The sequence below is a fragment of the Sphingobium sp. RC1 genome, from assembly GCF_059738765.1.
In genome coordinates this window covers 2,239,797-2,263,635 of sequence record NZ_AP027306.1, presented here as the reverse complement: position 1 = coordinate 2,263,635, position 23,839 = coordinate 2,239,797, and the positions used below count along the sequence as shown (strand labels likewise).

General features: G+C 62.6%; 27 protein-coding genes. 13 read left to right on the top strand and 14 right to left on the bottom strand.

What is annotated here, in order from left to right:
* Window positions 1-3 precede the first annotated feature (3 nt).
* Both AC6JBC_RS11220 and AC6JBC_RS11215 read left to right on the top strand, forming a co-directional pair.
* Window positions 4-282 carry a TFIIB-type zinc ribbon-containing protein gene (locus AC6JBC_RS11220; RefSeq protein ID WP_498026057.1) on the top strand — a complete coding sequence of 93 codons (279 nt, stop codon included), beginning with the start codon at window positions 4-6 and terminating at the stop codon, window positions 280-282.
* 92 nt (window positions 283-374) lie between these two features.
* Window positions 375-1,832 carry a mannose-1-phosphate guanylyltransferase/mannose-6-phosphate isomerase gene (locus AC6JBC_RS11215; RefSeq protein WP_498024304.1) on the top strand — a complete coding sequence of 486 codons (1,458 nt, stop codon included), beginning with the start codon at window positions 375-377 and terminating at the stop codon, window positions 1,830-1,832.
* A gap of 116 nt (window positions 1,833-1,948) precedes the next feature.
* Here AC6JBC_RS11215 and polA read toward each other — a convergent pair whose 3' ends face one another.
* The 7 genes from polA to aroQ all read right to left on the bottom strand — a co-directional run bounded on the left by polA (window position 1,949) and on the right by aroQ (window position 8,712).
* Window positions 1,949-4,735 (bottom strand): DNA polymerase I, encoded by a 2,787-nt coding sequence (gene polA, locus AC6JBC_RS11210; RefSeq protein WP_498024302.1) that lies wholly within the window; start codon window positions 4,733-4,735, stop codon window positions 1,949-1,951.
* A 452-nt stretch (window positions 4,736-5,187) separates the two neighbouring features.
* On the bottom strand, window positions 5,188-5,580 hold the full coding sequence (locus AC6JBC_RS11205; protein WP_498024301.1) for a hypothetical protein: 393 nt from the start codon (window positions 5,578-5,580) through the stop codon (window positions 5,188-5,190).
* Between the two features lie 49 nt (window positions 5,581-5,629).
* Window positions 5,630-5,929 carry a GIY-YIG nuclease family protein gene (locus AC6JBC_RS11200; RefSeq protein WP_498026056.1) on the bottom strand — a complete coding sequence of 100 codons (300 nt, stop codon included), beginning with the start codon at window positions 5,927-5,929 and terminating at the stop codon, window positions 5,630-5,632.
* 65 nt (window positions 5,930-5,994) lie between these two features.
* The gene (gene arsC / locus AC6JBC_RS11195) at window positions 5,995-6,342 is read right to left on the bottom strand and encodes an arsenate reductase (glutaredoxin) (protein WP_498024299.1); all 348 of its coding nucleotides are present in this window, start codon (window positions 6,340-6,342) and stop codon (window positions 5,995-5,997) included.
* Window positions 6,339-7,691, bottom strand: coding sequence for an acetyl-CoA carboxylase biotin carboxylase subunit (gene accC, locus AC6JBC_RS11190; protein ID WP_498024298.1), 1,353 nt, complete (start codon window positions 7,689-7,691; stop codon window positions 6,339-6,341). Before accC ends, arsC begins: the two co-directional genes overlap by 4 nt.
* A gap of 13 nt (window positions 7,692-7,704) precedes the next feature.
* Window positions 7,705-8,187, bottom strand: coding sequence for an acetyl-CoA carboxylase biotin carboxyl carrier protein (gene accB, locus AC6JBC_RS11185; protein WP_498024297.1), 483 nt, complete (start codon window positions 8,185-8,187; stop codon window positions 7,705-7,707).
* An 84-nt stretch (window positions 8,188-8,271) separates the two neighbouring features.
* A complete protein-coding gene (aroQ, locus tag AC6JBC_RS11180) occupies window positions 8,272-8,712 on the bottom strand; it encodes a type II 3-dehydroquinate dehydratase (protein ID WP_498024296.1) in 441 nt (146 codons plus the stop codon).
* A gap of 123 nt (window positions 8,713-8,835) precedes the next feature.
* Here aroQ and thiS point away from each other — a divergent pair, with 123 nt between their 5' ends.
* The 7 genes from thiS to AC6JBC_RS11145 all read left to right on the top strand — a co-directional run bounded on the left by thiS (window position 8,836) and on the right by AC6JBC_RS11145 (window position 16,102).
* Complete coding sequence (thiS, locus tag AC6JBC_RS11175) at window positions 8,836-9,837, top strand: sulfur carrier protein ThiS (RefSeq protein ID WP_498024294.1); 1,002 nt, start codon at window positions 8,836-8,838, stop codon at window positions 9,835-9,837.
* A 195-nt stretch (window positions 9,838-10,032) separates the two neighbouring features.
* Window positions 10,033-10,743, top strand: a complete 711-nt coding sequence (locus AC6JBC_RS11170; RefSeq protein WP_498024293.1) for a CoA transferase subunit A — start codon at window positions 10,033-10,035, stop codon at window positions 10,741-10,743.
* Window positions 10,743-11,378 carry a CoA transferase subunit B gene (locus tag AC6JBC_RS11165; RefSeq protein WP_498024292.1) on the top strand — a complete coding sequence of 212 codons (636 nt, stop codon included), beginning with the start codon at window positions 10,743-10,745 and terminating at the stop codon, window positions 11,376-11,378. Before AC6JBC_RS11170 ends, AC6JBC_RS11165 begins: the two co-directional genes overlap by 1 nt.
* Window positions 11,379-11,389: 11 nt before the next feature.
* Window positions 11,390-11,830, top strand: coding sequence for an HIT family protein (locus tag AC6JBC_RS11160; RefSeq protein ID WP_498024291.1), 441 nt, complete (start codon window positions 11,390-11,392; stop codon window positions 11,828-11,830).
* A gap of 44 nt (window positions 11,831-11,874) precedes the next feature.
* On the top strand, window positions 11,875-13,173 hold the full coding sequence (locus tag AC6JBC_RS11155; RefSeq protein ID WP_498024289.1) for a glycosyltransferase family 4 protein: 1,299 nt from the start codon (window positions 11,875-11,877) through the stop codon (window positions 13,171-13,173).
* A 75-nt stretch (window positions 13,174-13,248) separates the two neighbouring features.
* A complete protein-coding gene (locus AC6JBC_RS11150; RefSeq protein WP_498024288.1) occupies window positions 13,249-14,841 on the top strand; it encodes a capsular polysaccharide export protein, LipB/KpsS family in 1,593 nt (530 codons plus the stop codon).
* A complete protein-coding gene (locus AC6JBC_RS11145; RefSeq protein ID WP_498024287.1) occupies window positions 14,834-16,102 on the top strand; it encodes a capsule polysaccharide biogenesis protein in 1,269 nt (422 codons plus the stop codon). The genes AC6JBC_RS11150 and AC6JBC_RS11145 overlap by 8 nt, the downstream gene beginning before the upstream one ends.
* Here AC6JBC_RS11145 and AC6JBC_RS11140 read toward each other — a convergent pair.
* On the bottom strand, window positions 16,080-16,940 hold the full coding sequence (locus AC6JBC_RS11140; RefSeq protein WP_498024285.1) for a phosphotransferase family protein: 861 nt from the start codon (window positions 16,938-16,940) through the stop codon (window positions 16,080-16,082). The genes AC6JBC_RS11145 and AC6JBC_RS11140 overlap by 23 nt on opposite strands.
* Before the next feature lie 57 nt (window positions 16,941-16,997).
* Between AC6JBC_RS11140 and AC6JBC_RS11135 the strand changes: the two genes are divergently transcribed.
* Window positions 16,998-17,744: an HAD-IIB family hydrolase gene (locus AC6JBC_RS11135; RefSeq protein ID WP_449471214.1), complete on the top strand. Its 747-nt coding sequence runs from the start codon at window positions 16,998-17,000 to the stop codon at window positions 17,742-17,744.
* Window positions 17,745-17,834: 90 nt separating this feature from the next.
* On the opposite strand, the gene AC6JBC_RS11130 is transcribed toward AC6JBC_RS11135, so the two are convergent.
* Both AC6JBC_RS11130 and AC6JBC_RS11125 read right to left on the bottom strand, forming a co-directional pair.
* The gene (locus AC6JBC_RS11130; protein ID WP_498024284.1) at window positions 17,835-19,007 is read right to left on the bottom strand and encodes a glycosyltransferase; all 1,173 of its coding nucleotides are present in this window, start codon (window positions 19,005-19,007) and stop codon (window positions 17,835-17,837) included.
* Window positions 19,008-19,065: 58 nt separating this feature from the next.
* Window positions 19,066-19,629, bottom strand: a complete 564-nt coding sequence (locus tag AC6JBC_RS11125) for a helix-turn-helix domain-containing protein (RefSeq protein ID WP_464788176.1) — start codon at window positions 19,627-19,629, stop codon at window positions 19,066-19,068.
* A 100-nt stretch (window positions 19,630-19,729) separates the two neighbouring features.
* Between AC6JBC_RS11125 and AC6JBC_RS11120 the strand changes: the two genes are divergently transcribed.
* The gene (locus AC6JBC_RS11120) at window positions 19,730-20,188 is read left to right on the top strand and encodes a DUF6456 domain-containing protein (protein ID WP_498024283.1); all 459 of its coding nucleotides are present in this window, start codon (window positions 19,730-19,732) and stop codon (window positions 20,186-20,188) included.
* Window positions 20,189-20,191: 3 nt separating this feature from the next.
* Here AC6JBC_RS11120 and AC6JBC_RS11115 read toward each other — a convergent pair whose 3' ends face one another.
* From AC6JBC_RS11115 to AC6JBC_RS11100, 4 genes are read right to left on the bottom strand one after another with little or no spacing between them, the layout of a single operon-like run.
* Complete coding sequence (locus AC6JBC_RS11115; RefSeq protein WP_498024282.1) at window positions 20,192-20,737, bottom strand: NUDIX hydrolase; 546 nt, start codon at window positions 20,735-20,737, stop codon at window positions 20,192-20,194.
* The gene (locus AC6JBC_RS11110; RefSeq protein ID WP_498024281.1) at window positions 20,734-21,411 is read right to left on the bottom strand and encodes a TPM domain-containing protein; all 678 of its coding nucleotides are present in this window, start codon (window positions 21,409-21,411) and stop codon (window positions 20,734-20,736) included. Before AC6JBC_RS11110 ends, AC6JBC_RS11115 begins: the two co-directional genes overlap by 4 nt.
* Window positions 21,411-22,211, bottom strand: coding sequence for a TPM domain-containing protein (locus tag AC6JBC_RS11105; RefSeq protein ID WP_498024279.1), 801 nt, complete (start codon window positions 22,209-22,211; stop codon window positions 21,411-21,413). Before AC6JBC_RS11105 ends, AC6JBC_RS11110 begins: the two co-directional genes overlap by 1 nt.
* A 9-nt stretch (window positions 22,212-22,220) precedes the next feature.
* Window positions 22,221-22,826: a LemA family protein gene (locus tag AC6JBC_RS11100; protein ID WP_464788181.1), complete on the bottom strand. Its 606-nt coding sequence runs from the start codon at window positions 22,824-22,826 to the stop codon at window positions 22,221-22,223.
* Between the two features lie 102 nt (window positions 22,827-22,928).
* On the opposite strand from AC6JBC_RS11100, the gene mscL reads away from it, so the two are divergent.
* A complete protein-coding gene (gene mscL / locus AC6JBC_RS11095) occupies window positions 22,929-23,357 on the top strand; it encodes a large conductance mechanosensitive channel protein MscL (RefSeq protein WP_498024278.1) in 429 nt (142 codons plus the stop codon).
* Between the two features lie 144 nt (window positions 23,358-23,501).
* The gene (locus AC6JBC_RS11090; protein WP_464788183.1) at window positions 23,502-23,777 is read left to right on the top strand and encodes a hypothetical protein; all 276 of its coding nucleotides are present in this window, start codon (window positions 23,502-23,504) and stop codon (window positions 23,775-23,777) included.
* Window positions 23,778-23,839: the final 62 nt, after the last annotated feature.

Sequence of the window (23,839 nt, the reverse complement as noted above, 5' to 3'; positions counted from 1 at the left end):
ATGATGCGCACTCCCGAAGCCGTGTCGGCCATGCTTTGCCCGGTCTGTCATGTCGGACTTTCGATGACGGACCGGCAGGGGGTGGAGATTGATTATTGCCCGCAATGCCGGGGCGTTTGGCTGGACCGGGGCGAACTCGACAAGATCATCGAGCGGTCAGGCTCTGCCGCAACCCCGGCGCCTCAGCAGGTCCATTACCGGCCGGATCGCGATTATCGCGACGAGGGCCGATATCATCAAAAGAAGCGCAAGAAGAGCTTCCTTGAAGAGCTGTTCGATTAGGACGGCCATCGTGCCGTCCCTTTTTGAAGCGCTTGCCTCTGGCGGCTGATCCATTAGAGCTTGGCCAACTTCACCTTAACGGCCAGGATTTCATGTCGACAAGCAATGCACCTCATGCCGAGGTCACGCCCGTCATTCTTGCGGGAGGGTCGGGTACTCGGCTCTGGCCGCTGTCGCGCAAATCCTATCCCAAGCAGTTCGTGCCGCTTCTGGGCGAGACGACATTGTTCCAGTCGGTCGCGCGGCGCCTTTCCGGCAAGAACGAGCGATTTTCCTTTGACCGGCCGCTGGTCCTCACCAATTCGTTGTTCCGCTTCATCATAGCCGAGCAGTTGGCGAAGGAGAATATCGACCCGCAGGCGATCCTGATCGAACCGGAAGGTCGCAATACCGCCCCGGCCATATTGGCCGCTGCGCTGCATCTGGTGGCGCGCAAGCCTGACGCGATCATGCTTGTCGCGCCTTCCGACCATGTCGTGCCTGATGTGACGGCGTTTCATGCAGCGGTGGGCAAGGGGCTGGGGGCGGCGCAGGGTGGTGACCTCGTGACGTTCGGGATCAAGCCGACGCGCCCAGAAACAGGCTATGGCTATCTTCAGGCACAGAACAAGCCGGATGGTTCGGGTGCGCCGATCAAGCTCGCCAGCTTCGTTGAAAAGCCCAATGCGGCGCGGGCGGAAGAGATGCTGGCGACCGGCGATTATCTGTGGAATGCGGGCATCTTCCTCTTTGCCGCACAGGACCTGATCACCGCTTTCGAGCATCATGCGCCTGCAATCCTGTCGGCCGTGCGCGGAGCCGTTGAGCAGGCGGAGAGCGATCTGGGCTTCCTGCGGTTGGCGGCGGAGCCGTGGGCGCAGGCGGAAAGCGTCGCCATCGACTATGCGATCATGGAGCGGGCGGACAATCTGTCCGTGGTGCCGTTCGACGCGGAATGGTCTGATCTGGGTGGTTGGGATGCTGTGTGGAGCCATTCGCAGCCGGATGAAAATGGCGTGGCTCTGTCGGGCGCGGCGACGGCGCTGGATTGCCGCGACACATTGCTGCGGTCGGAGAGCGAGGGATTGGAGTTGGTCGGGCTCGGTCTCGACAATATCGTTGCGGTAGCGATGAATGATGCGGTGCTGATCGCCGACAAATCGCGCACGCAGGATGTGAAGCTGGTCGTCGAAGCGTTGCAGCGTAAGGGCGCGCCGCAGGCGGAGGCTTTCCCGAAAGATCACCGGCCTTGGGGCTGGTATGAGAGCCTGGTCGTGGGATCGCGCTTCCAGGTTAAGCGCATCACCGTGTTACCCGGCGCATCGCTTAGCTTGCAGAGCCATTTTCACCGGTCGGAACATTGGATCGTCGTCGAGGGCACGGCCAAGGTGACGGTGGGCGAGGATGTCCAGCTGTTGTCGGAGAATCAGTCCGTCTATGTGCCGGTAGGCGCGGTTCACCGGATCGAAAATCCGGGCCGCATTCCGATGGTGTTTATCGAGGTGCAGACCGGGTCCTATGTGGGTGAAGATGACATCGTGCGGTATGAGGACCGATACGCACGGAATTGATGCGGACCCAGACCGTCATCCCAGCGGAAGCTGGGATCGCATGAGGCTATGCCGTGTCCCATCGCTTGAGATTCCGGCCTCCGCTGGGATGATGGTTTTGGGTTGAGTTGAAACCTTCAATGTGCCGCTCCCCAGCTTGGGCCGTGACCGATTTCAACGCCTAGCGGTACGCTGAGCTTCACGATCGGTTCGGCGGCAGTCTCCATCACGTGGCGGATAACGGTGCTGGCCTGTTCCACGTCCGCTTCCGGCAGTTCGAAGACCAGTTCGTCATGGACCTGGAGCAGCATCTTCACATTGTGCAGCCCTTGCGCCGCCAGCGCAGGTCCCATGCGGGCCATGGCGCGCTTGATGATGTCGGCACTGGTGCCCTGGATGGGGGCGTTGATGGCGGCGCGTTCGGCGCCCTGGCGTTCGTGCTGAATCGGTGCCTTGATGCGCGGGAACCAGGTTTTGCGGCCGAAGAGCGTCTCGGTATAGCCGTGCGCGCGCGCCTTTTCGAGGGTTTCGGTGATGTAGAGGCTGATGCCGGGGAAGCGCTCATAATAGCGGCTGATCATGTCCTGCGCTTCGTCGGCGGTGATTTCCAGCCGACCGGCGAGGCCCCAGCGGGAAATGCCGTAGAGAATGGCAAAGTTGATCGTCTTGGCCCGGCCGCGAGTGTCGCGGTTGACCTCTCCGAACAGCTGCTGGGCGGTCGCGGCGTGGATGTCCTCGCCTGCCAGGAAGGCTTCGCGCAGGGCGGGTACGTCCGCGATATGAGCGGCGAGGCGGAGTTCGATCTGGCTATAGTCGGCGGCGAGGATAACATTGCCGGGTTCGGCCACGAAGGCGTGGCGGATCTGGCGGCCTACTTCGGTGCGGATCGGGATGTTCTGGAGATTGGGGTCAGTCGAGGAGAGGCGGCCGGTCTGTGCGCCCGACAGAGAATAGCTGGTGTGGACCCGGCTGCTGTCCCGGTTGATTTGGGCCTGTAGCGCGTCGGTATAGGTGGATTTGAGCTTCGAAAGCTGGCGCCAGTCGAGGATTTTTCCAGCGATCTCGGCGCCTTGGACTTTGAGCTGTTCGAGGATGGTGACGTCGGTGGAATAGGCGCCCGACTTGCCTTTCTTGCCCCCTTTGTAGCCCATTTTGTCGAACAGGATCGCGCCCAGTTGCTGGGTCGAGCCGATGGCGAAGGGCTGGCCTGCCAAACCATGGATTTCCGTTTCCAGCGCGGCGATGCCTGCCGTAAATTCCGCGGATAGCCGGGAGAGGGCTTCGCGATCGACCTTGATGCCTTCATGCTCCATCTTAGCGATGACGGAGACGAGCGGGCGGTCGACCAGTTCATAGACGCGGGTCGCGCCTTCATTGGCTATGCGGTTTTTATAGATTTTCCACAGGCGCAGCGTGACGTCGGCATCCTCGGCGGCATATTCGGTTGCCTTGTCGAGCGGGACTTCGGCGAAGCTGATCTGGCTCTTGCCGGTGCCGCACACGTCCTTGAAGCTGATGCAGATGTGATTGAGGTGGACCTTGGCCGCTTCGTCCATGCCGTGACCTGCGAGGCTTTGCCCGGCGTCGAGGTCGAAGCTCATGACGATGGTGTCGTCATAGGGCGCGATTTCGATGCCGTGGCGGCGCATGACAGTCAGGTCATATTTGAGGTTCTGACCGATCTTGAGGACGCTGTCGTCCTCCAGCAGCGGCTTGAGCTTCGCAAGGACGAGGTCCTTGGCAAGCTGTTCGGGTTTCTCCGCGAACATGTCCTTCCCGCCATGACCGACCGGAATGTAGCAGGCCGCGTTCGGTCCTACGGCCAGGCTCACCCCGACGAGCGCGCAGGATACGCAGTCGAGCATGTCCGTTTCGGTATCGACGGCGACGAAACCTTCGGCATGGGCGGCGGCGATCCAGCGATCGAGCGCATCTTCCGTCACCACTGTTTCATAGAGGCTGCGGTCGATCGGCGGCTCTTCTTCGAGGAGTGGAGCGGACGGGGGCGTGCTTTCCGTGACGGCGAGCGCGGCGGTCGCAACCGCAACGGCAGCGGCGGGCGCGCCCAGGCGGGTCAGGAGCGACTTGAAGCCGTGATGCTCCAGGAAATTCTGAAGCGGCTCGGGCGGGATGCCCTTGAGCGTCAGCTCGTCCAGCGGTTCGGGCAGGTCCATCGCATCGTGCAGCGCGACGAGGCGGCGCGACAGCCGCGCCATGTCGGCGTGGGCGATGAGGTTTTCCTGCATCTTCGACTTCTTCATCGAAGGCGCGGCGTCCAGTGCCGCTTCCAGGCTGCCATATTCGCTGATGAGTTTCGCTGCGGTCTTTGGGCCGATGCCGGGGATGCCGGGGACATTATCGACGCTGTCGCCCATCAGCGCCAGGACGTCGCCCAGTTGTTCGGGCTGGACGCCGAACTTGGTCATGACATAGTCGGCGCCGCGCCGCTCATTCTTCATCGTGTCGTACATGTCGACGCCGGGCTGGATGAGCTGCATCAGGTCCTTGTCGGAGCTGACGATGGTGACGTGCCACCCTTGCGCGACGGCGGCTTTCGTATAGCTGGCGATGATGTCGTCGGCCTCGAAACCCGCTTCCTCGATGCAAGGGAGGGAGAAGGCGCGGGTCGCGTCGCGGATCATCGGGAATTGCGGGACCAGATCCTCCGGCGCGGGCGGGCGGTTCGCCTTATACTGGTCGTACATGTCGTTGCGGAAGGTGTGGCTGCCCTTGTCCAGCACCACCGCGAGATGGGTGGGGCCTTCTGCCTTGCCCAGTTCCTCGGCCAGTTTCCAGAGCATGGTGGTGTAGCCATAGACCGCGCCGACGGGCTGGCCATGCTTGTTCGTGAGCGGCGGAAGCTGATGATAGGCGCGGAAGATGTAGCCGCTGCCGTCGACGAGATAGAGATGATTCTGGGCCATGGGCGCAGGGGATAGCGGGTTAGAGCGGGGGGCTCCAGTGGGGTTGTCGGTGTTGGAAGCGGGTTTTGGGGGCGAGGCGGGGAGGGGGCGGTGGAAAGGGCAGAAATCGGCCATTTTTAGCCCGAAGTTCACAGTGTATGCGCGCGCGTGCCTGAGCGCGCGTAGGCGCAGGGCGGATTGTGTCGGACTTTTCAAAGAGGGGGGCGGGATAGGCCCGTTGGTGCGGAATAGGACAGGATAAAATCGGGCTCTGGTGGAGAAATAGGATGTTTTTGGGAACGGGCTGTGGCGGTTGGGTCACGCATAACTATTGGCGATTATTGAGGCATCCCCCATCTCGTCACCCCGGACTTGATCCGGGGTCCCGCTTAGCTTTTCGATAAAAGAAAGCGGGATGCCGACTCAAGGCCGGCATGACGAAGGGAGGGTGGATAACGACCAATAGTTGTCGCTCAGAAACAATGCTTGGCGGGCGTTGGCCTATTACGCCTGTCCAAAATGGCCCCGCTACGAATTACGTAGCCGTCTTCCGATTGTGGAGAAAGTACGAGTAAGAAATCACGGTCTTCGCGCATTCGACCATGGGAAATGCCGGTGGCGAGCACTTCTTGCCTAGTCTCGCGTCCGTAGAGAACACGCTTGATAATAACACTGGAGAAAAAGCGGCTCCGGCCAAGCATGTCGCTTTCGATGGACAGCGTTTGTTCATCAAGCGATTTGACGCGCCCAAGAACCACAAGATCGCTACAGCCATAGTCCAACACGGTGCGAGGGGTAGCATCGACAGCAATGCTTGGTGTTGAACCTAGAAGGATCACAGCGGCAAAAAGGGTAACTTTTCTCACTGCTATACGGTGCCCCATTGGAAGTCCGCTATCCACCCCACGCAGCCCTTCACACCAGCAAGTCGAACATATCCTGCCAATCGGGATTGGCGCGTTCGATCAGTTCGAACTTCCACTCGCGGTGCCAGCGTTTGAGGCGCTTTTCCTGCTCGATGCAGCTTATGATGTCGTCGCCGGATTCGGCCCAGACCAAGCGGTTCAGGCCGTAGCGCGCGCAGAAGTCGGAGCCGGTGCCGGTTCGGTGCTGGTGGATGCGTGAGGCAAGGTCCGAGGTGACGCCGACATAGATCGTGCCGCGATAGCGGTCGGACATGATACAGACCCAGCCGCCTTTTCGTTCGCGTTCCATCATTTGGAAGTGGAAGAAGCGGGACCCCGGGTCAAGCCCGGGGTGACGAAGTGCATGGAGGCTGATTAAAGGACTTCGCTCGCCCGTTCGGGTGGTCGGGCGATTACTGCGCCCTTGGTCGTGATCACGATGGCGCGTTCGATCAGGATCGGGTGCGCGGCCATCGCGTCGAGGACCGCCCTTTCGTCCGTCACGTCGAGGCCGAGTTCCTTGACTATCGCCTCACCCTTGCGAACCGCTTCGGAAGGACGGACGCCCGCCTTGGTCAGCACCGTTTCGATCTCAGCGCGGCTGGGTGGGGTTTTCAGATATTCGACGACCTCGACCTCAACCCCCGGCGCGCCCTCGAGTATCGCGAGCGCGGCGCGCGATTTCGAGCAGCGGGGGTTGTGCCAGATGGTGGCCTTCGTCACGCTTGCTCGTCCTTCGCCAACCACTCTTCCAGCCACTTGATCGTGTAGTCGCCGTTCAGGAATTCCGGGTCCTTCAGCAGCTTCTGGTGGAGCGGGATCGTGGTATTCATGCCCTCGATCACATATTCCTCCAGCGCGCGCTTCAGGCGCATGATGCAGCCTTCGCGGGTGCGGCCGTAGACGATCAGCTTGCCGATCATGCTGTCGTAATAAGGCGGCACCCGATAACCCTGATACAGGCCGCTATCGACACGGACGTGCATGCCGCCGGGGACGTGATAGCTGGTGACGGTGCCGGGTGACGGCGCGAAGGTGCGTGGGTCTTCGGCGTTGATGCGGCATTCGATGGCGTGGCCGTGGAATTCGATGTCCGCTTGCTCAACGGAGAGCGGCTTGCCCTCTGCGACGCGGATTTGTTCGCGGACGAGATCGAGGCCGGTGATCATCTCCGTCACCGGATGTTCCACCTGGAGGCGGGTGTTCATCTCGATGAAGTAGAATTCGCCATCTTCCCACAGGAACTCGATCGTGCCCGCGCCGCGATAGCCCATGTCGGCCATTGCCTTGCGCACGACTTCGCCCATCCGGTCGCGCTCGGCGGCGGAGAGGACGGGGGAGGGGGCTTCCTCCAGCACCTTCTGGTGGCGGCGCTGGAGCGAGCAGTCGCGTTCGCCCAGATGGATCGCGTTGCCGTTGCCGTCGCCGAAAACCTGGAATTCGATATGCCGGGGGTTGCCCAGATATTTTTCCATGTAGACGGTGTCGTCGCCGAAGGCGGCCTTGGCTTCGCTGCCCGCCTGCTTCATCGAGGTTTCGAGCAGGTCTTCGCTCGGCACGACCTTCATGCCGCGTCCGCCCCCGCCCGATGCCGCCTTGATGAGGACGGGGTAGCCGATCTTTGCGGCCACTTCCTTCGCTTCCTCGACGCTGGACAGTGCGCCGTCGGAGCCGGGGACCAGTGGCAGGCCGAGCGCGCCTGCCGTGCGTTTCGCCTCGACCTTGTCGCCCATGATGCGGATATGTTCAGGCTTGGGGCCGACGAAGGCCAAGCCATGCGCTTCCACGATTTCCGCGAACTGGGCGTTTTCCGATAGGAAGCCATAGCCCGGATGGATAGCATCCGCACCGGAGATTTCAGCAGCGGAGATGATCGCGGCGACGTTCAGATAGCTGTCCTTTGCCGCAGGCGGGCCGATGCAGATCGCTTCGTCGGCGAGGCGCACATGCATGGCATCGGCGTCGGCGGTGGAGTGGACCGCCACCGTCTTGATACCCATTTCATGACAGGCGCGGTGGATGCGGAGCGCGATTTCGCCCCGGTTCGCGATCAGCAGCTTTTCGATGGCCATGTGTCGCGCGGCCTTATTCGATGACGATCAGCGGCTGGTCATATTCGACCGGCTGGCCGTTATCGACCAGCACGGCCTTGACCGTGCCCGCGTTGGGCGCGGTGATGGCGTTCATGACCTTCATCGCTTCGACGATCAGCACGGTGTCGCCTGCCTTCACGCTCGATCCGACCGCGGCGAAGGGTGCCGCGCCGGGCTCTGCCGAAAGATAGGCGGTGCCCACGATGGGCGAGCGGACGGCGTTGGCGGCAACGGCAGTTGCAGCTTCGGCAGGGGCCGCTGCGGGCGCGGCCACCGGCGCGGCAGCCGCCGGGGCTGCCATAGGAGCGGGCGCATAGGCGACGGCAGCGTTGGCCGCCTTGCGCGCGACGCGGATCTTGCGATCGCCGTCTTCCACCTCGATTTCCGTCAGGTTGGTGTCGTCGAGCAGCGCGGCGAGATCCCGCACCAGCTGTACATCGACCTGCATTGCGCCCTTTTCAGCCTTGTCGTTCATTTGAAGTCCCTGGACGGTAAAATGTCTTATGCGATGCCCGCGCCTATGCGCATTTGGGCTGAAGCGCAACTTTTGAGCGACGTGTTACAGTTCGAGCGCGGCTTCCAGCGCCAGCATGTAGGACATAGCGCCGAAACCCGCGATCGTTCCCTTGGCCGCCATGCCGACATAGCTTTTGTGGCGGAAGGGTTCGCGTTTGTGCGGGTTGGACAGGTGCACCTCTATGACCGGCACGTTGATGCCCTTTATCGCGTCGTGCAAGGCGACGGACGTGTGGGTGAGGCCAGCGGGATTGAGGATCACGGCATGTGCGCCTTCCTCATGCGCTTCCTGAAGCCAGTCGATCAGGTGTCCTTCATGATTGGACTGGCGGAAGTCGATTTCGACATGGGCGCGGGTGGCCGCATCCTCCATCCTCTCGGCAATGTCGTCGAGCGTGTCGAAACCGTAGATTTCCGGCTCCCGCGTGCCCAGCATGTTGAGGTTGGGGCCGTTCAAGACGTAGATTTTCCGCGCATCGGCCATGGCAATCCCCCTTAGCATGTTGCGGCAGGGGCGTCGCGGCCCCTATATGCTGCCCAAGATCCTTAGCCTTTCGTGTCGCGCCAAGTCGAGACACGTTCTTTCGATTGAAGACAGGATAGAGCATTGCACGTCGACGGAACCGTATCGGTCAACATCAATGGAGAGCATCGCCGCATCCGTGCGGGCATGACGCTGGCGGAGCTGGCGAGCGAGCTGGGCTTCGTGCCGGAGAAGGTCGCGGTCGAGCGTAATCTGGAGGTTGTGCCACGTTCCACGCTGGCGCAGGTGTGCGTCGAGGATGGCGATGAGCTGGAGATCGTGCACTTTGTCGGCGGTGGTGATGTGTCCGCTGTCGATGACGACAGCTGGACTGTGGCGGGCAAGACTTTCCGCTCGCGGCTGATCGTGGGCACCGGCAAATACAAGAATTTCGAGCAGAATGCGGCGGCAGTCGTGGCTTCCGGGGCGGAGATCGTCACGGTGGCGGTGCGGCGCGTCAATGTGTCGGACCCCCATGCGCCGATGCTGACCGACTTCATCGACCCGAAGAAGATCACCTATCTGCCCAATACGGCGGGTTGCTATACGGGCGAGGAGGCGATCCGCACGCTGCGGCTGGCGCGCGAGGCGGGCGGATGGGACCTCGTAAAGCTGGAGGTGCTAGGCGAGGCGCGGACGCTCTATCCCGATATGGTGGAGACGCTGCGCGCGACCGAGGTGCTGGCCAAGGAAGGCTTCAAGCCGATGGTCTATTGCGTGGATGATCCGATCGCGGCCAAGCGGCTGGAGGATGCGGGCGCGGTGGCGATCATGCCGCTGGGCGCGCCGATCGGGTCGGGGCTGGGCATCCAGAACCGGGTGACGATCCGCCTGATCGTGGAGGGCACGAAGCTGCCGGTGCTGGTCGATGCGGGTGTCGGCACGGCGTCGGAAGCGGCAGAGGCGATGGAGCTTGGCTGTACCGGCGTGCTGATGAACACCGCTATTGCCGAAGCGAAGGACCCGGTGCTGATGGCGGCGGCGATGAAGGCGGGGGTTGATGCCGGGCGCATGGCTTATCGCGCTGGGCGGATGGGGAAGCGGATGTATGCCGATCCTTCGAGTCCGTTGGCTGGGTTGATTTAACGGGCAACCTGCTCCTGCGCAGGCAGGAGCCCAGTTTAGGCGTCGCGATGATGAGGCGAAGGGCAGGACTGGGTTCCTGCCTTCGCAGGAACACTCTTCGCAGGAACACTGGATCGCTACTTTCGCCATTGCAGCAAATTGACCGGCTGCCCGCTTCCTCCTATGGGCCAAACGCATTCAGGAGGAGGAAAAGCGATGGTCAAGAAGCTATACCCCGATGCTGCGTCTGCGTTGGAGGGCCTTCTCTTCGATGGCATGCATCTTTGTGCAGGCGGCTTTGGACTTTGCGGAATTCCCGAGCGTCTGATCGACGCGATCCGTGATTCGGAGGTCAAGGACCTCACCATCGCCTCCAACAACGCCGGGATCGACGGTGAGGGGCTCGGCAAGCTGCTGCGCACCCGGCAGGTCAAGAAGATGATTTCCTCCTATGTCGGCGAGAACAAGGAGTTCGAGCGGCAATATCTGGCAGGGGAACTGGAGGTGGAGTTCTGCCCCCAGGGCACGCTGGCGGAGCGCTGCCGCGCTGGCGGCGCTGGCATTCCGGGCTTCTACACCAAGACGGGCGTCGGCACGGCGGTTGCCGAGGGCAAGGAAGTGAAGAATTTCGACGGGCAGGATTATATCCTGGAACGCGGGATCTTTGCCGATGTCGCCATCATCAAGGGCTGGAAGGCGGACGAGAGCGGCAACCTGATTTTCCGCAAGACATCGCGCAACTTCAATGCGCCGATGGCGACCGCCGCCAGGATTTGCGTCGCCGAAGTGGAGGAAGTGGTGCCGGTTGGCAGCCTCGACCCCGACAGCATCCATCTGCCCGGCATTTATGTGAAGCGCATGATCGTCGGCGCGCCCTACGACAAGAAGATCGAATTCCGCACCGTTCGCCAGAGGGAGACCGCCTGATGCCTTGGACTCGTGACGAGATGGCCGCGCGGGCGGCGAAGGAGCTCAAGGACGGTTTCTACGTCAATCTTGGCATCGGCATTCCGACGCTGGTGGCGAATCATATTCCGCCGGGCGTGGAAGTGACACTCCAATCGGAAAACGGCATGTTGGGCATCGGCCCCTTTCCCTATGAGGGCGAAGAGGATGCGGACCTGATCAACGCAGGCAAGCAGACGATCAGCGAACTGCCGAATACGGTCTATTTCTCCAGCGCCGACAGCTTTGCGATGATCCGGGGCGGGCATATCGACCTTACCGTGCTGGGCGCCATGGAGGTCGCGGAAAATGGCGACATTGCCAACTGGATGATCCCCGGCAAGATGATCAAGGGCATGGGCGGCGCGATGGATTTGGTCGCGGGCGTCAAGAAGATCATCGTCGTCATGGAACATACGTCCAAGGACGGCAGCCCCAAATTCATTCCGGCCTGCACTCTGCCGCTGACCGGCAAGAATGTGGTCGATATGATCGTGACGGACCTGTGCGTATTCCAGCGGCCCGACCATGACAGCCCGTTCAAGCTCGTCGAACTCGCGCCGGGCGTGACGGCGGAGGAAGTCGCCGCTAAGACCACGGCTCATTATCTGAGCTGAGGATTGGTGGCATGAGCCTTGAGGGCACCTATGACGAAGGCAATGTCTTTGCACTGATCCTTCAGGGCAAGATCCCTTCGACCAAGCTGTATGAGGATGCGCATACTTATGCCTTCCTGGACATCCAGCCGCAGTCGAAGGGGCACAGCCTGGTCATTTCCAAATGGTCGAAGGCGCGCAACATCCTTGAGATCGAGGAGGATGCACTGGCGCAGGTGATGGCGACGGTGAGGAAAGTTGCCAAGGCGACGGCCAGGGCGCTCGATCCCGACGGCATCCATGTCGCCCAGTTCAACGGCGCGCCTGCCGGGCAGACCGTGTTTCACCTGCATTTCCATATCGTGCCGCGCTGGCAGGGCGGGCCGATGGGCTTTTCCGCCCATGCCCAAGGCAATTTCGCTGATCCCGCTGCCCTTGAAGCGCTGGCGGAAGAGATACGTGGCGCATTCTGAGCCGCGCGCCAATTTCATGACCAAGCCTGTGGAGACGCGCTGACATGGCGCTGAAACCGTTCAAGGCGCCCGGCGCCCGGCTGGCGCTGCGATCGAAACCAGCAAGAAGCTATGTCGCGGCGGCTGATGGCAAGGCGGAGATCATCCTCGACATTTCGCGGCTATTGTCGCGCAGCTTCCATGCAGCGCCGACGGGCATCGACCGGGTCGAATATGTCTATGCGCGTGAATTGCTGGAGCGAATTCCGGATCGGCTGGCCTTTGCCGCCGTGCATCCGGCGGGCGGCTATTATGGTCGGCTGAACAGTGCGGCGGTGCGGCAGTTTCTGGCGTTCACGGCGGCGCGCTGGCGCAATAGCAGCGCCAAGGATGAGGCGGCGAGCCGGGCGGCGGTGATCCGGCACCTGATCGCGCTGCGTCCGCGTCCTGTGCCCCGCGCCCGCAGCCCGCGCGTCTATCTGCAAGTATCGCCCCACCATCTGGACGACCCGGATCAGGTTGGCGCGATCCTGCGGGCGGAAGGCGCGCGTTTCGTGACGTTGGTGCATGATGTGATCCCGCTCACTCATCCGGAGTTCGCACGGCCGCAGGGGGCGGAGGAACATCGGCGGCGGATTCGCACGATCGATCGCTATGCCGATGGCATCATCGGCAACAGCCAGGCGACGATCGATGCGCTTGGCCCCTTCATGACGCGGAGCCTGGAAGGACGCAGCCTGTGCGTCGCCCATTTCGGCTCTGACCCGCCCGATATTTTTGGGGGCGACAGCCATAAGGTGCCGTCGCGGCCCTATTTCGTTTACATCTCGACCATCGAGCCACGAAAGAACCACCTGTTGCTGCTCAATTTGTGGCGGCGTCTGGTGGAGCGGTTGGGTGATCGGGCTCCGGTGCTGGTGCTGATCGGCCGCCGTGGCTGGGAAAATGAGAATGTCATCGACATGCTGGAGCGGGCGGCAATCCTGCGCGGCCATGTCATCGAAGCGGGCAGCGTGCCGGACACGGAAATGCATGCGCTGGTAGCGGGCGCGCGGGCGATGCTGATGCCTTCGTTCGAGGAAGGGTTCGGCATTCCGGTGATCGAGGCGCTTTCGGTGGGTGTGCCGGTGATATGCAGCGACATCGTCGCACATCGGGAGGTCGGGGGAGAGGCGCCGGATTATCTCGACCCGCTGGACGGGCTAGGCTGGATGCGGTTGATCGAGGCCTATGCGCTGCCGGATGCGCCCGAGCGCGAGGCGCAGATGGCGCGTATCAAGGCGTGGCGCGCGCCGCAGTGGCGAGACTATTTCGACATCATCATGCAATTGCTGGACGATGTGACGGCTTCCACGCCCGCTTGACGTCCCTGCCGGGGGTGCGCATGAAAGTTTTGTGGACAATTGCTTTTCTGCCGGGTGCGGACGGGATTTGACGAAGTGACGCCGCTGCCCTTCCTGCGATCGCCGCCCTTTCCCGGAATTGCTCCGCGCGTGGCGGCGGTGAGTGTTCTGCATGGTCGGGGCGGTGAACCGGACGAGGTTCCAGACAGCTTTATCGACCAGATCACGGCGGCGCGGGTTGGAGGGGCCTTTTGGGGTCGCCAGCGCGAGGACGTGAAGCTGGTGGCGCGAGCAGGGTGCCGTTTCCCACGCGAGGGCTTGCAGCGCGATGAGATCGTCATTCTGCCTGCGCGGCCTTCCGGCAAACAATATGATCCTTGGGTACTGGTGGCGCAGGCGCGCTCCGTCCACGCGGCGGCCGACGATGAGCTGGCGATCATTGCGGGGATGCTGGGCGTTGCTGTGCGTGGCCCTGATGGGGAAGTGATCGCGCCGGAGCGGCTTCGGATGGCGGCAAAGCGCGCGGTCGCGGCGGCCACTTACCGGGATTGTTTCAGCGGCGAGACGGTGGGTGTCGAGCAAGCCGTCGCGCAACTGGCGGAGTGGGGCCGCCATCTGCAAGGCAACCGGCATATCGCCGCAGCTAGCGGCATGGCCTTTTGGAAGCGCGAAGCGATGCGGCGGTTCCTATGGGATGGGGTGCGTTCGCCGCCCTTCCTTTCCCCGCGCGCCGGGATGCGGCGGGTAAGGCGCGAGGGTGGGGCGTTGGCGGTGTGGCCATCGCGGGTGCCATCGTCCTTGCAGGCGGATGCGCCGGACATTGCGGTTGCGCGGGTGGAGGATGGCTTCTTGCGGTCGAAGGGGCTGGGGGCCGCGCTGACGCCGCCCGGGTCGGTCGTCATCGACCGGTCGGGCATCTATTATGATGCGGGCGGGCCGAGCGATCTTGAGACGTTGCTTGCAACACATGCTTTTTCACCGGCGCTAGTGGAGCGCGCCGGTCGGCTCCGTGCGATGATCCGGGCGTCTGGCGTCACCAAATATGGACAGGATGGGGGGCAGATGCCGAGCCTCCCCAGCGCCAAGCGCACGGTATTGGTCGTCGGGCAGGTGGAGGATGACCTGTCGGTGCAGCTCGGCGGCGCTGGGGTCGAGGGCAATCTGGGTCTGCTGAAGCGAGCGCGGCGGGCCGAGCCGGATGCCTATATCATCTACCGGCCCCATCCCGATGTGCAGGCCGGGCTGCGGCGCGGGCATTTGAGCGATGCCGTGGTGCATGAGCATGCCGATGCGCTCGATAGCGGCGCGCCGCTAATGGCGCTGGTGCAGGCGGTGGATGACGTGCATGTGCTGTCGTCGCTCACCGGGTTCGAGGCGCTGCTGCGCGACCGGCCCGTCACGGTGCATGGCATGCCATTTTATGCGGGATGGGGGCTGACCCGCGACCTTGCCGAGCCCAATGTGCGGCGGGGGCGCAAGCTGACGATCGACCAGCTTGTGGCAGCCGCCCTCATTCTCTATCCACGTTACCTGGACCCGGTAACATGTCTGCCTTGCGGCCCCGAAATCATGGTAGAGCGTTTGAGTAGTGGATCGACGTCATCAACTTCATGGCTGATCCGAATGCGGACGCTACAGGGGAAAATTAGAAGATTTATGACTTTGTCTGCCGAGCATCTATATGGCTGACGGCCACGCCAAGACCTTCCTTTTTCTTCAGGGACCGCATGGCCCCTTTTTCGCGATGCTGGCGGACGCGCTGCGGGCGCGGGGGTATGGCGCGCTGCGGATCAACATCAATGGCGGGGATAAGGTCGATTGGCCGGGGGAGGCGACCGATTATCGCGGGTCCTTCCGCAACTGGCCGCTCTTCTTCGACGATTTCATCGTCCAGCATGGCATAACCGATCTGATCCTCTATGGCGATTGCCGCCCCTATCATGCGTCGGCGCACAAGATGGCGCGGCTGCGCGGCTTGCGCGTCCATGTACTGGAGGAAGGTTATATCCGGCCGGATTTCATGACGTTGCAAGAGGACGGGGTGAACGGCAATTCGACCCTGCCGCTCGACCCGCAATGGTATCTGGATCAGGCGCTCGGCTTGCCGCCCGAGGGCGGGCGGGAGCCTCAAATTCCTTCGACCTTCCGCAGGCGCGCGGTCAACACGACGCGTAATGGGTTGGCGTCGGCGATGATGTGGCCGATCTTTCCCTTTTACCGGACGCACCGGCCGCAAAGCTTCCTGCTGGAGGCGGCGGGCTGGTTCAAGAAGCTGATGCTGCGAAAGCGGGATGTGCGTTTGTCGCGTACCCAGTGGGACGAGATTAAGGAAAAGCCCTATTTCGCCCTGCCGTTGCAGCTGGATTCGGACTATCAAATTCGCGTCCATTCGCCGTTTGGCAATATGCGCGCGGCCTTGCGGTTCGTGATCAAGAGCTTTGCGCGATATGCACCCGAGGGCACTAACCTGTTGGTGAAGCGGCATCCGCTGGATTCGGGATTGGTCGCCTGGGAGCGGCTGACGCGGCGGCTCGCGGCCCGATATGGGGTGGCGGCTCGCGTCTATTATCTGGCGGACCTCGACATCGCGCAGGTGGTGGGCCGGTCGCTTGGCGTGGTGACGGTCAACAGCACGGTGGGTACGTTGGCGCTGAACAAGGGTAAGCCAGTGCTGGTGCTGGGACATGCTGTCTACAAGGTGCCCGGCGTCGTTTATAGGGGAACGCTGGACGAGTTCTGGCTCGATCCGGGAGCGCCGGACCAGACTCTCTATGCGGCATTTCGCCGGGTGCTGATCGACCGATGCCTGATCCGGGGCGGCCTGCTAAGCGATCAGGGCCTCGATATGCTGGTGAACAATGCCGTGGAGCGGCTTTGCGACGAAAGGCAGCAGGGGGAGCGCAGTTCGGATGGACCAGTGCGGCACATCAATCTTGCGCGGGTGAGTTGAGGACAGGAAGTCCGGCGCCACGTAGGGCGTTGTTGAGATAGCGGGTGAAAGCTGCATTGCGGACGGGAGGGCGCGCGCGGAGCCATGCTAGCGCGACGATGGGACGCCACCGGGAAAGCTGATCGGGCGTGACACCGCTTTGCCTTTGATAGGCGCGGCCAAGCTGATGGGCGGCCCAGTCGCGCCAGATGTTGGTGATGGGGTCGGCAGGGCCTTCGCCGAACCGCATCAGCATCTCGCTCCTGACGGCATCGGCGGCGGGCGCGCCGATCGCGGCCTTCGCCCAGTCGAGGACGACCAGCCCCTTATCATTGACCAGAATATTGTCGATGTGGAAGTCGCCGTGGAGGAGCTGATTGCCATCCGGGAGGCGAGCGAGATAATCGGTGGCAGCGCGCTTGAGCCGATCCGGCGCGGGGCCATATTCGATATCGGTTTGAAGCACGGACTTCACGGTGCGCAGTCCGGATGCCGAGCGACCGTGCATCTTATGGAAGAGGCGAGCCATGTCCCGGAGGAGGGAGGCCGCCGAGAAGGGTTTCTGGCGAATTGCTCTGGCGACGGATGGGCCGTCTATCTCTGGATAGATAAGGGCGCGTTTGTCATCCACCTCGACGTGCGCGCGGGGTGCGGCGGTGGGGAGGCCCAGGGAATGGGCCAGCGTGGCAGCCGCCCTTTCGCGCTCGATCATTTCATCGGACACAGCGGGATGGAAGATCTTGATGACCTTTCCGTCGCCAATATGGAAAACCTCCGAGCTCTGGCCCCGGTCGAGCAGCAGCCAATCGCTTCCCATTTTCAACGACATGTGCTGCATCATTTCCTCATTTCCGTGCATTTGCCGATCGCTCAATTGATGGTAGCTGCGCCGACAGGATTCCAGGAGCTTGCCCAAATGAAAGAGTTGATCGCCTTTGATCTCGACGGAACGCTGGCGGAAAGCAAGCAGCCTTTGGGCGAAGAGATGGGGGAAGCGCTGGCTGATCTGATGACGGTCGCGCATGTTGCCGTGATTTCCGGGGGTGACTGGCCGCAGTTCGACAAGCAGGTGGCAAGCCGCCTGCCCGGCCGCGCGGACCTGTCGCGCCTGTGGCTGATGCCGACAACCGGCACCAAGCTTTTCACGCATCAGGCAGGCGCATGGACGCCAGTCTATGCCGAGCTATTTGATGAGGCGCAGAAGCAGAACATCTTCGCCGCCTTCGATCAGGCGCTGGAAGCGACCGGCTTCGTGCCCGAAGAAACATGGGGCGAACGGATCGAGGATCGGGGCAGCCAGATCACCTTTTCCGCGCTGGGGCAGCAGGCTCCTATCCACGCGAAGGAGGGATGGGACCCCGACTTTGCCAAGCGCCGCATCATCCAGGCCGACCTGCGGGAGCGGTTGCCTGGCCTGTCGATCAACATGGGCGGCGCGACATCGATCGACATCACGCGTGAGGGCGTGGACAAGGCCTATGGCCTCAAAAAGTTGCGAGACGCGAGCGGCATCGCGCTGGACGCGATGATGTTCATCGGCGACGCGATCTTCCCGGGCGGCAATGACTATCCTGCCAAGGAATTGGGGCTGGACACGGTGCGCGTCCGGGATCCGGAGGAAACGCTGTCCGTGATCGCGGCGATCGTTTCCTGCCAGAAATGACCGATTTGCACTGATACCGTGCGATGACGGTTGCGGCGTGCGGCCCATGATCTGAGACGGGCGAGGGTGTGCCTCACAGGCGAACCCGACCTAGCCGTTGCGAGCGATGCCTTTTAGATGATGGAGTAGAAGGTCGGCATTGGCTTCCCAGGTGAAGCGCAGTGCCGCATCGCGCACCGCTTCGCGCTCGGGCGGGTTGTAGAGAATCTCTCCGATGGCCGCCGCGATCGCTTCAGGGTCGCGGTCAACGATCTGGCCTGCCTCCGGCCGGTCGAGCAGCTCGCGCGCCCCACCAACATCGGTGATGACGATCGGCGTGCCGCAGGCGAGCGATTCGACCCAGGCGTTGGCGAGCCCTTCGGATGAGGAGGGCAGCGCCATCACATCAGCGGCGGCATAGATGCGGGGCAGCCGGTCATGCGGGACAGAGCCGAGGAAACCGATGCGGCGGTCAACAGCCAGTTCCTCCGCCTGCTTTTCCAGCGCTCGGCGATATTGACCCTGGCCAGCGAACAGCAAAGTGATGCCGGGCAGGCGCGGAAGCGCCTGCACCAGCAATTCCTGTCCCTTGCGCGGAATGAGCGCGCCGACGCACAGGGCCACGGGGCCTTCAAAGCCCAATGCTTCCTTGGCGGCGGCGCGGTCGGCCAGTTCAAATCGATCAAGATCGACGCCGGTATAATGAACGCGGATCTTTTCCGCGTCCATGCCCAGCTTGACCATCGACCGGCGCATTGCGCTGGACACGGCGAGCAGACCCGCTGCTTCCGCCCCGGCGCGTTTCACCATGCCGCGCGTGTCGCGCCGTTTGCCCCAATAATGGATGTCGGCGCCGCGCGCCTTGACGGAATAGGGGATGCCGAGGGCGCGTGACAGGCGCTGCGCCACTGGGCCGTCGGGGAAGAAGAAGCTGGCGTCGATCACGTCGAACGGCTGCTGTTCATGCAGATGGCGTACCAGCGGCAGGATCGCGCGCGTCATGCTGCCGACATTATAGCGCGCGCCGATCTTCGGAATCGTCGAAAAAATTGGGCGGTAGACGGTGAGGTTCTGCCACCTTTCCTTGCGCGGCAGGGCGCGGAGCGGCGCATATTGATTGCCAAGGCCGATCGGCCAGATGGGAACCCCGAGCGGCGCGATCACCGTGACATTGACGTCGGGGCGGCTGGCGAGTTCCCGCGCCTGCCGTTCGACGAACACCCCGAAATTCGGACGGCTCATGTCCGGGAACAGGGTCGAGAGCGTAAGGACATTCAGCGTCATGCTGTTCCCCTTAAAGCATCGCGGTTAATCGAGAGTTAGGGCTGAAGCGCGGCTTTGGCTACAATTGTCTTACCAACTGAACGGCCACGGCGCCCCAGGGTGGGTCGCTGATGATCTGTTGGCGGCTGCCGCTACCCAGAGGCAGGATGTGCAATTTGTCACCCTCTCGCCCGATCAGTCTGCCAAAGACGAAGCGTCCGGCATGGCGTGGTAGCAATATGTCGCGATTGAGCGCGCTTGCGAATTCGTCCGGGCCGATGCGGCGGCACCAAATTTCGTCGCCGCTGCGATAATCGCCGATGCTGGCGGATACCTGGACGCCGATCATCGCGTCGGCAGGAACGGGTGGGGGGAAGGACAGGCTCCGCGTAGGCGCGCGCGCGCCTTCCGGGCCGAGCAGTGCCGCGACCGGCACCACGCTTTGACCCGGCAGCGCGACCAGCTCGGACGAGCCAACGCCCAGAGCGTCGGCGATGCGGTTCAACCAGTTGACCGATACGGTTCGCGTGCCGGTTTCCAGCCTGCCGATCGTCTGCGCCGTGGTTGCAGGGCGGCAGAGCGCCGCGACTTGTTCCAGCGTCAAGCCCTTGGCTTTTCGAACTTCTCTAATCCGGGTGATCATACCTATTCCCGATTTTTCACCTATTTGGTTTTTATTCTTTCCTACAAATGGTTCGTCGTGGCAAGCCCCTTCGCATCATTCATGCATAGGGAGGAAGCCGATGCGAAGCCAATATGTGGAGCAGAAGATCGAGGACCCCGCAGGACATGTCCAGACAGTGGCGGTGAATATGGGCGAATCGCCGCTGGCATGGCTGCATGCGCGCGGTCACCTGAGTGAGCGATATTTCAGGGCGGGGGAATTGTTGCGCGCTGACTGGGAGAAGGCGGGGCTCGGGCCGCGCGTTACCATGCGATGGGACGCGGCGCCTTCGATCGGTGGCCCCAGGGGTGGCTCAGGAGCGCCCGATCCCAGCATGGCTCAGCTATCGGCGCGGGAGCGTTTCCATGCCGCCATCGCCGCCGCCGGGCCGGGGCTTGGCGACATATTATGGCGGGTCGCCTGCGCTGGCGAGGGGCTGGTCGCGGCGGAGCGGGCACTCGGATGGCCGAGCAGGGCGGGCAAGTTGGTCCTGACGCTGGCGCTGGAGAGGGTGGCCGCTTGGTATCGGGTGCCGTGACGTTTAGCGGCTCAGCTCGGCACCGAGGAGCAGCAGCAGTTTGACGTCGATGGCAAAGCCCTCGGTACGCCAGACGGCTATCTGCGCTGCCAACTGATCCAGCGGAACGCGGTGGACGCGGATATCTTCCCCGTCCACGCCTCCGCCATCGCCCGTCTTTTGCAGGTCATAGGCGCGGAAAAGGCAGAAGCTTTCGGATACCATGCCGGGCGAGCTGTAGAAGTCGCCAGCTGCCTCCATGCGTCCGGCGCGGTATCCGGTTTCCTCTTCCAGTTCGCGGGCGGCCGCGCGTTCGGATGCCTCGCCTTCGTCATCATCGCCGACGAGGCCCGCTGGCAGTTCGATGCAGCGGCGGCCGAGCGGAACCCGGAATTGATCGACCAGCAGCACATGCCGCCGCCCTTCCGCGTCGTCGTCGATGGCGAGGATGACGGCGGCATGGATGCCGCGCGCCCGGCCGACATATTCCCATCTGCCGCGACGCTTGGCGGTGATGAAGCGGCCAGCCCACATGATTTCTTCCGGGGCGGCCATATCCTGTTCGCTCATAATTCGATCAGCCTGTCGGGCAATTCGTTGATGTCATCATGCTCGCGCGGGAAATGCGCCGCGAGGACAGCGCCGACCTGACGCACGGCCTGTGCCAAGCCCTGTCCGGGCTGGCCCGCCCGGATCGCATCGATCAGCGCCGCCATGGCGTCGCCCCATGCCTCTGGCGCGACTTTTTCGTTGATGGCGCGGTCGGCGACGATCTCGGCTCGATGCTCGTCAAGCGACAGATAGATGAGAACGCCCGTGCGCCCGCGCGTGCGGGCTTCGGCGGCGGTGCGGAAAAGCAGGATCGCGCGGCGGCGCACCCGCCGGGCCTTGGTAGCGCGCGGCGTCATCAGCATGCGTAGTGGCATGATGGCGAGCAGATAGCGCACCACGAGAAATTTGAGGATGAGGAGGCCGGTCAGGCCCAGGATGAGCTTCCAGTCGGCAAGCTCATGTTCCCAATCCAGCAACAGAGTGGACAGGAAGGCGCGCAGCTGCGCGGGGAATGCGGCCATGAAAGACAAAGCGAGGAATATGGCCGCGACCGCCCAACTGAGGCCGACATCATGATAGCTGTCCGACCGGCGGGCGACGATCGTCACGATTTCGCCGGAAGTGTGTGTCTCCGCTTCCTTGACGGCGGCGGTAACAAGGTCGTGGTCGGCTTCGCTTAACAGCAATTGCATCACCAGCCCCCCGAGGCGCCACCGCCCCCGAAGCTGCCGCCGCCGGAAAAACCGCCGCCTCCGCCGCCACCCCAGCTTGATCCGCCCCCACCGCCAGAGCCCCATCCAGAGCCCATGCCCGGCCCCCAGAGGATGACAGGCGCGCCGCCGCCGCGGCGATAGCGCTTGCCGCCGCGCGCTCGCGACAGCAGCGGCAGCAGGACGAAGAAGATAAAGAACATCATGATCCAGAAGCCGAGGATGCCGCCGCCTCCGCTATCCTGCTGGCGGGCTTCGGCCTCCGCCTGCGCGGCCCGCGCTCTCGCCTGATCGGGGGGCAGGGCGAGCAGCGACGTGATCTGGTCGACGCCCGCATCGATCCCGCCCGCCATGTCGCCAGCCTTGAAGCGGGGGGTGATGGCGTTGCGGATGATCTGCGAAGACAGCGCGTCCGTCAGTATGCCTTCGACGCCATATCCTACCTCGATCCGCACCTTGCGTTCATTGGGTGCGATGATCAGCAGGACGCCCTGGTTGTTCTTGTCCCCGATCCCCCAGGCGCGGCCGAGGCGGTAGCCATAGTCCGATATATCATAGCCCTGAAGGTCTGGGATGGTCGCCACGACCAGTGACCGTCCACTCGCCTGCTTCTGCGCGATCAGCTTCTGGCTCAGCGCCTGTTCCTGCGCGGGGTCGAGGATGTTGGCGGCATCCACCACGCCCTTGTCGTCGAACTTCGGAAAGCTCTGGGCTCCGGCGGACGGAGCCAGTCCAAGCATTCCGGCCATCAGGGCGAAGATCAGTAGCAGGCGGCGGAGCATGGCTGGCGCTTACTTGCCGAAGTCGACCTTGGGCGCTTCTTCGGCTCCCGGCGTGGTTGCCTGGAATGGGGTCATCGGCTTGGCGCCATGGATGATCTTGGCACCGATCGCGTCGGGGAAGGTGCGGATGCGGGTGTTATAGGCGCGCACTGCCTCATTATAGTCCCGAATGGCGACCGCGATGCGGTTCTCGGTGCCTTCCAGCTGCGACTGGAGGTCGAGGAAATTCTGGTTGGTCTTGAGGTCGGGATAGGCCTCCACCGAAGCAAGCAGCCGCCCGAGGCCCTGGCTCAGTTGCGCCTGTGCCTGCTGGAACTGCTGAACCTTGGCGGGGTCGGAGAGGTCTTCGGCATTGACCTGCACCGAAGTTGCCTTCGCACGGGCTTCGGTCACCTTGACCAGAGTGTCTTGTTCCTGCTTGCCGGCCGCTTTTACGGTGGCGACCAGATTGCCGATCAGATTGGAGCGGCGCTGATATTGCGCTTGGACATCGGCCCATTTGGCTTTGGCCGCTTCCTCGGCAGTGGGGACGCTGTTGATTCCGCAGGCGGACAGCGCAAAGGCCGTCAGCAAAGGCAGGAGGAAAGCAGGGGAAAATCGGCGCAGGATCGTCATGGAACATCCTCGGCATTGTTACGATGTCGGAAATAGGTGGTTGTGGAAGCAGGTGCAACGGCTCATCCTGCTAAACACGCAATCAGTGCAAGGGGTTCTCACATGGGACTGATTTCTGAATTCAAGACATTCATCGGCCGGGGCAGCGTGATTGACCTGGCGGTTGGCGTCATCATTGGCGGCGCTTTCGCTACCATCACCAAGTCGTTGACCGATGACCTGATCATGCCGGTCGTGGGCTACCTGTTCGGCGGGGCGGACTTTTCCCGCTATTTCATCCGGCTTGGCGACATACCTGCCGGGTTCAAGGGCAATCCGGAAAGCTATGCCGACCTTAAGGGCGCAGGCGTCGCCATGCTGGGGTGGGGCGAATTCCTGACCGTGCTGGTCAATTTCCTCATCCTCGCCTTCATCATCTTCCTGCTGGTGAGGGCAGTGAACAGGCTGATGCCCAAGCCCGATGAGGCGCCTGCTGCAACCCCGGAGGAAGTTCTGCTGCTCCGTGAAATCCGCGACAACCTCAAAAAATAATTCGTTTCTGCGACGAAAGGAGCCTGCGGCGGGAACCATCTGCCGTGCGACCAGTTGATCGCGGTCAGAGTTCTGGGTGCTTTGCGCAGCCGGAATTCTTGCCGAATGACGTCAGCCCCAGGGGGCGCAACAGGAGAACACGCCGTGAAAACCATCGTCTCAGTCCTCGGCCTTGCCAGCTTGATCGCGCTTGCTGCGTGCGATTCCAAGCAGGAAAACAAGGTCGAGAACGCATACGAGAATCAGGCGGACGCCATCGACAACCAGGCCGACAATATGGAAGCGATGGCCGATAACCTGTCCGGCAATGCCGAAAACGCTGCCGAGAATGCCGCCGACGCTTTGGAGAACAAGGCTGAAGCGACCCGTGAAGCTGGCGAGAAGGCTGCAGATGCTGCCGAAAAGAAGGCTGACCACTAAGCTTTCGCTTTTCCAAACCGGAAAGGGCGTCGCGATGATGATCGCGGCGCCCTTTTTGCTGG